The organism is Rhodohalobacter sp. 8-1 (assembly GCF_038150125.1).
Lineage (GTDB): Bacteria > Bacteroidota > Rhodothermia > Balneolales > Balneolaceae > SW132.
The window spans coordinates 80470-87184 of the sequence record NZ_JBBVMF010000021.1; the positions used below are offsets into that span (position 1 = coordinate 80470).

The following is a 6715-nucleotide window of genomic DNA, read 5'->3' on the forward strand; positions in this document are numbered from 1 at the left end:
CAAAAGACCTGTACAGATCGGGTCTCAACCAACATAAAAATCCCCGATCACCTCTGCGGCAGTCGGGGACTTTTTAAACTGAATTTTACTTTTCTTGTCTTGAACTTACCGGCGGTTAACCAAACTACTACTCCATACTCGCCATTTCACCGGCTCCCTCAGGAATCCAGCTGTTAATAAGCTCTTCATGCTCATTCATCCACTCCATAGTGACTTGTGAGACATCCTGGTCGGACTGTTCTACGGCTACCATCAGGTCGCCGAGCTGTTCTTCAGTGAAGAACATGTTTTTGAGGAACTGTGCGAGTTCGGGCTTATCCTGTTCAAGGTTTTGGCGGCCCATAATGTGAATATTTCCTCGTTCCCATAACATGTTGTCTTCATCCTGCTTAAGGAATTTGAGGTCCCAGCGGCCAAATTTCCAGTGTGGCTGCCATCCTGTAACAATAATCGGTTCTTCATTTTCAATGGCTGAACTCAGAGCGGCTGTCATGGCCGGTCCGCTGGATGTGATGAGTTCATAATCAAGATTGTATTCATCAATCACTTCCTGTGTGGTCTGCATTACGCCGGCCCCGGCATCAATTCCTGTAATCTGACCGTCGAACCGCTCGGTATACTGATTGAGATTCGATATGCTATCGACTTCAACATAGGTGGGAACTACAAGTCCGCTTTGTGTTCCTTCGTACACATGGCCAAGATCAACGATGTCTTCTTCGAATCGTTCTATATAGTTTTGATGAAGTACAGGAAGCCATGTTTCCATAAATGCATCCTGGTCTCCGTTGGCAATTGCTGTATACGCCGGTCCAACATCTGCCGATGTCAGATTCACGTCGTATCCCATTTTCTCTTCCAGAACGTTTTCGGCCAGATGGGTATAGGCAATGCCCTCCGCCCAGTTTACATAGACAAGGTCAGCTGTTTTCTGAGTCTCTTCTGTGCTGCTCTGGCAGCCGGCGGCAATAAAAGCTGCAACCGTGATAAGGGCAAGCACCTTCAAAATTTTATTGAAGTTATCGTATAAGGTATTCATGTCGTCTCTGATTTTTTGGTTTGTATTGACTTGAATTTTGATTGTGAACTAAAGCATATATTAACAACAATATAGTTGCTGTAAGCGTTGGCTGATTATGCAGGACTGTTCTGAGTAGATGATCCCAGCGACTGAGTGATTCTGTCCAGAAATATTGCCAGAATCACAATGGCAATTCCGCCCTCAAACCCAAGCCCGATATTCAGCTGCTGAATTCCCACAAGAACGGGCTGACCCAGTCCGCCGGCGCCAATCAAAGAAGCAATAACCACCATTGAAAGAGCCAGCATAATGGTTTGATTGACTCCTGCAAGAATAGTTGGCAGCGCCACGGGTAGTTCAACCTTAAAAAGCATTTGTCGCGGATTTGAGCCAAACGCAAGTGCTGCTTCCTTCACCTCTTCGGGAACCTGGCGGATACCAAGATTTGTGAGCCGAACAGCCGGTGGTGTTGCAAACACCAGAGTCGAAATAACCCCGGGCACTTTACCAAGCTGGAAAAACAATACGGCCGGAATGAGATAGACGAAAGCCGGCATGGTCTGCATAAAATCGAGCACAGGCCTGACGATCTTTTCCACCCAATCATTTTTTGAGGCCCATATTCCCACGGGAATGCCGATGAGCAGGGCGATAAGAACAGCTGTAAAAATGAGGGCAAGCGTATTCATGGTTTCCGGCCAGAGATTCATTCCTTCAATCAAAAAAAGTCCCGCGACCGTAAAGAGGGCAACGCCTCTGCCTGAAATATACCATGCCAGTGCGCTTAAAAGCACAATCATAATTAACGGGTGTGGAAACATTAAAACGGCTTCAAACGCACTGAGCGTGGCGCTAACCGTTGTGGTGACCGCATCAAAAAAACCGCTCCAGTTGTCGATCATCCATTGGATAATGATTTCGAAGAATCGTCCGACGGGTATTTCAATCATGGGTTAAGCCGGTTCTTTAGGTTCGGATTCAGTTTCTTTTGTGTTTTCCTCTTCAGTATTCTCCTCCCGGGTGCCCTCTTCTTCTGCCTCGTATTCGGGATCATTCAGATTTACCTGGCTGATGATCGAGGCCCGGTCGACGATTCCCTCCAGCCGGTTCTCTTCATCAAGCACGGCTACCGGGTAAGAACTTGTCATCACATCAGACAGAAGACGCTTTACAGGGGTGTCCGGAGTGGCAGTGCCTGCGTCGTCGCGAATAATGTCATCAACGCTTTTTACACTCTTTTTCTGAAGTTCAGCGGCTTCATCAATCGTCACAACACCCAGGTATTTGCGGTCTGCGTCGGTAACATAAATGCTTGAAATTCCCTTTTGCTCCATTTTACGTATGGCAACACCGGGCCCGTCTTTTTTGATATTAATGGTTGGCGCTTTTTTCATTATGGTTTGTGCGGTGATGATTTTGGTTCTGTCTACATTCTGGACAAAAGATTTAACATAATCATCTTCAGGCTCGGTGAGGATCTGTTCGGGAGTGCCGATCTGTACAATGGCTCCTTCCTTCATGATGGCAATCCGGTCCCCGATCTTCAGGGCTTCGTCCAGATCATGTGTGATAAAAACAATGGTTTTACTCATTTTCCGCTGCAGTTCAAGAAGCTCATCCTGCATATCGGCGCGAATAAGGGGATCAAGCGCGCTGAACGCCTCATCCATCAGCAAAATTTCGGGATCGTTGGCGAGCGCCCGAGCAAGGCCAACCCGCTGTTGCATACCGCCGCTGAGCTCATTCGGCATTTTGTGTTCGTAGCCTTTCAGACCTACCATCTCAATTGACTCAATTGCCTTTTCGTTGCGCTCATCTTTATCCATGCCGCCGATCTCAAGACCGTATGCCACATTGTTCAATACTGAGCGATGAGGAAAAAGTCCGAAATTTTGGAAGACCATAGACATATGCTTTCGTCGCAGCTCAAGAAGCTTTTCTTTGTCGATGTCCATGATATTGGTTTGGTCTTCCCCAATTAAGACATCTCCCTGCGTGGGTTCAATTAAACGGTTCAGGCATCGAAGTACCGTAGATTTGCCGCTGCCTGACAGTCCCATAATGACGAATGTTTCCTGTTGCTGAACGTCAAATGATGCGTTATCAATAGCAACGGTGAGACCTATTTCGTCAAGAATGTTATCTTTGGATTTTCCTTTTTTGAGAAGCGGGATTGCCTTTGATGGATTTTTCCCAAAAATTTTATATAAATTTTTTACAGTAATGGCTGCCATATGTTGCTATTTGATTTGATAAAACAAAGATAAAAGCGACTATGAAAGATTTAACTTACTGACCAAGAGTATATAACAAGGATTTTAAAGAACTCATTCATGCTCGTAAAATAGATGGAGGATATAATTTTGCATAGCTTTTATATGATCAATTCCGTGGCAAGTAATAATAATCTTGAAAATAATGAACTGATTTGCGAAATTTTTTCGCATGCACAGAAAAATGATCAGATTCAGCAATAATTGTAAGCAGCCTGATGCTGCATTCGTAGGAAGAGATCAAGAGATGCAGAGCCCGTGAAGCGGTTGATTTGTTGACGCATCACGGGTTCTGTTATTTATTGGTTTGATGGCGGATATATCCCTGTAGCGAAGCCATTGCCGACCGCTGCACTCTACGCCTGACAAACGGCGTCCAGCCCAATAAAACGCCTTTTGCTCCCAATGCCTGACGTGCCCACCGGTAGAAGTTAAATGAATCCTCATGTTCTGTGATCTTTCCACTCTCTACAGTAAATCGTGCCTCAATAATATTTTTGACCGGATTCCCCGTACTTGAAAGCACATAGTCTGCTGTCCAGCGTGCGGTTATGAACTTACCTCTTTGTTGAACATGAGTAAATTCAACAGTCAGCCTATCGTTTTTGACAAGAAACATCTCCCACATCGATCGTACCTGAGTGGCATTCAGGTCTCTGAAAACCGGATCGCTGAACGTAGCGTGATCAGCATAGCAAGCCTGCATCGTCGAATAATCCCGTTGTTTAAATGCGGTGTAAAAGGTGTGAATCAGCTGTTCGTCTGGCGTCATATTGATAGATGATTAGTTGTCGTTGTCCCATCAAAAATTAGAAAAAAAGGTAAAATCTTAATCAGAACTACATAGGTGATGATTACCTATAAAAAGTGATGATGTCAATCCTGAAGATAACTTTAAAGGCTGTGAACTTTTTATTTGAATCCCTATGAAAAATAATGTTCATTTCAATGACCGAGGGTTTTTCAAAACCCTCTAACCGGTGATATATAATAAGTCAGCATCATCGGAAAGAGATTGAGTAATTAGAAAGTATTGAGCAGGTAAAAAATAAACCGCCATAAAAGAGGAGATCGCATGAAAGTATATAATCCAACACGTATCCGAAATGTTGTGTTACTTGGCCATTCAGGATCCGGAAAAACAACGCTCGCCGAAACCATGCTGTTCGAGTCGGGCGCCATTCACCGCCGCGGATCTGTTGAAGAAAAGAACACGATATCGGACTATCAATCGCTTGAAAAAGAAAAACAGAAGTCGATCTATTCAACTTTTATGAACCTCGACTGGCGGGGCCACAAAATTAATTTGATTGATACGCCCGGAACCCAGGACTACATTGGTGAGGTTGCCGGCGCTATTCGTATTGCAGATACGGCTATGGTTGTTTTAAATTCTGAGTATGGAGTTGAAACCGCTGCGAACTCCCTGTGGAAAATGGCGGAACGTTATTTAGTTCCTTCCATGATAGTCGTGAACAAACCGGATGGACCGCAATCGGATTTCTGGAAAACGGTGGAAGAGGCAAAAGAGACATTCGGGCGCGAGGTAACGGTGGTGCAGTTTCCCTATAGCGAGGGCGACGATTTTAATGCCATCGTGGATGTTTTGCGTATGACGATGTACGAGTTCCCTGAAGACGGGGGCAAACCGGATAAACTTCCCATTCCTGACTCCGTTCGTGTCCGCGCTGACAGGCTCCATCAGGAACTGGTGGAAACCATTGCCGAAAATGATGAGCTGCTGATGGATATCTATTTTGAACACGGCGAACTGGATGAAGAGCAGATGCAAAAGGGTCTGCACCTTTCTCTTGTGAACCGCCAGATTTTCCCTCTGTTCTGTACCAGCGCATCCCTTAATATGGGGTCGGGCAGGGTGATGGGATTTCTGGATGATGTGGTTCCCAATCCGCTTGAAGTCCAGCCACCTAAAAAAGAGTCGGGGGAACCGTTTACGCTTAATCCCGAAGGAGATCCCGTCATTTTTCTGTTCAAAACACAGTCGGAATCTCACGTAGGTGATCTGATCTACTTCAAAGTTTATAGCGGTTCTGCAAAGCCGGGGCTCGACCTGGTAAACAGCAGTAATAAATCTACGGTCAGGATGGGTAATCTGTACGTTACCGAAGGGCATAACCGCCTTGAAGTGTCGGAGGTTAAAACGGGCGACATTGCAGCAGCTGTAAAACTAAAGGATAGCGAGGTGAATGATACGCTCGCCCTAAAAGGAATGGACATCTCACTTCAGCCAATTAACTTTCCGTCTCCTACAATCCGTACGGCAGTGAAGCTTACAAGTGAAGGGGATGAGGATAAACTTGGAAATGCGCTTCATCAAATACAGAGGGAAGATCCGTCTATCGTGATTGAATACAGCCAGGAACTGCGTCAAATTATCATTCATGGCCAGGGAGAGGAGCATTTGATGGTGATCAAAAATCAGCTGACGAATCGTTTTAACCTGGATGTTAAGTTTGTAACACCCAAAATACCTTACAGGGAAACCATCACAAAAAGCAGTTCCGCCCGCTACAAACATAAAAAACAGAGCGGCGGGGCAGGGCAGTTTGCCGAAGTTGAAATGCTGCTTGAGCCCTATCGCGAGGGCATGCCCGATCCGGACGGCATGAAGGTAAGGGATGTGGAGGTTCATGACCTGCCATGGGGAGGAAAACTTGTCTTTCAAAACTGCATTGTGGGCGGTGTGATAGACACCCGGTTTATGCCGGCCATTTTGAAAGGAGTGATGGAAAAAATGGAAGAGGGGCCGATGAGCGGATGCCGAGTGCGTGATGTTCGCGTTTCGGTTTATGATGGGGGCATGCATTCGGTGGATTCAAATGAAGCAGCTTTTAAAACCGCGGCCATTATGGCGTTTAAAGATGCATTTATGAGAGCGTCTCCGCAACTTATGGAACCTCTTTACGACGTTTCAGTTACTGTGCCGCAAGAGTTTACAGGTGATGTGATGAGCGACCTGGGAACACGCCGCGGACAGGTGCAGGGAATGGAGGGTGAAGGGGCCATCCAGACAATTCACGCGCAAGTTCCACTCGAGGAACTCGACCATTATTCCACCAGCCTAAAGTCGATGACAAAAGGGAGTGCGGCTCATTCGCGGGATTTTTCTCACTACGCCAGGGCTCCGCACGACATCCAGGAGCGGGTGATCGAAAAAAATCGTGAGCCTGTAAATGCCTGAACCTGAAAGGAGTTAGCCTGAGCTCGATTTAAAAATAAAGAAAGTTGACGGCCAATTATCTAATTCAGCAACAATAGTGTCATGCTGACCTCGATCCGGCATCTCCTGCCTGTGTCAAGATGAGAGATACCGCACTTTATGGATTGGCTCAAATGTAATTAATAACTAAGAATCGAACTCAGGTAATTAATTAGCGGCTAACTTTTGAGGTAACATTCC

At 45.8% G+C, this 6715-nt stretch carries 5 protein-coding genes; 1 reads left to right on the top strand and 4 read right to left on the bottom strand.

The annotated features are described in order from the left end of the window. Nucleotides 1-127: 127 nt before the first annotated feature. The 4 genes from AABW11_RS16815 to AABW11_RS16830 all read right to left on the bottom strand — a co-directional run bounded on the left by AABW11_RS16815 (nucleotide 128) and on the right by AABW11_RS16830 (nucleotide 4066). Nucleotides 128-1039: a glycine betaine ABC transporter substrate-binding protein gene (locus AABW11_RS16815; RefSeq protein ID WP_340106301.1), complete on the bottom strand. Its 912-nt coding sequence runs from the start codon at nucleotides 1037-1039 to the stop codon at nucleotides 128-130. A 95-nt stretch (nucleotides 1040-1134) separates the two neighbouring features. Beyond that, nucleotides 1135-1971 carry an ABC transporter permease gene (locus AABW11_RS16820; protein WP_340106302.1) on the bottom strand — a complete coding sequence of 279 codons (837 nt, stop codon included), beginning with the start codon at nucleotides 1969-1971 and terminating at the stop codon, nucleotides 1135-1137. Between the two features lie 3 nt (nucleotides 1972-1974). After that, nucleotides 1975-3255 carry a quaternary amine ABC transporter ATP-binding protein gene (locus AABW11_RS16825; protein WP_340106303.1) on the bottom strand — a complete coding sequence of 427 codons (1281 nt, stop codon included), beginning with the start codon at nucleotides 3253-3255 and terminating at the stop codon, nucleotides 1975-1977. Between the two features lie 334 nt (nucleotides 3256-3589). Then, nucleotides 3590-4066, bottom strand: coding sequence for a nuclear transport factor 2 family protein (locus tag AABW11_RS16830; RefSeq protein WP_340106304.1), 477 nt, complete (start codon nucleotides 4064-4066; stop codon nucleotides 3590-3592). A gap of 303 nt (nucleotides 4067-4369) precedes the next feature. Here AABW11_RS16830 and AABW11_RS16835 point away from each other — a divergent pair, with 303 nt between their 5' ends. Beyond that, a complete protein-coding gene (locus tag AABW11_RS16835) occupies nucleotides 4370-6496 on the top strand; it encodes an elongation factor G (RefSeq protein WP_340106305.1) in 2127 nt (708 codons plus the stop codon). The last annotated feature ends 219 nt before the right edge of the window (nucleotides 6497-6715 follow it).

Excerpts from the sequence above, each read along its gene's own strand:
- AABW11_RS16815 (WP_340106301.1), bottom strand. The coding sequence starts at position 1,039 with ATGAATACCTTATACGATAACTTCAATAAAATTTTGAAGGTGCTTGCC.
- AABW11_RS16820 (WP_340106302.1), bottom strand. The coding sequence starts at position 1,971 with ATGATTGAAATACCCGTCGGACGATTCTTCGAAATCATTATCCAATGG.
- AABW11_RS16825 (WP_340106303.1), bottom strand. The coding sequence starts at position 3,255 with ATGGCAGCCATTACTGTAAAAAATTTATATAAAATTTTTGGGAAAAAT.
- AABW11_RS16830 (WP_340106304.1), bottom strand. The coding sequence starts at position 4,066 with ATGACGCCAGACGAACAGCTGATTCACACCTTTTACACCGCATTTAAA.
- AABW11_RS16835 (WP_340106305.1), top strand. The coding sequence starts at position 4,370 with ATGAAAGTATATAATCCAACACGTATCCGAAATGTTGTGTTACTTGGC.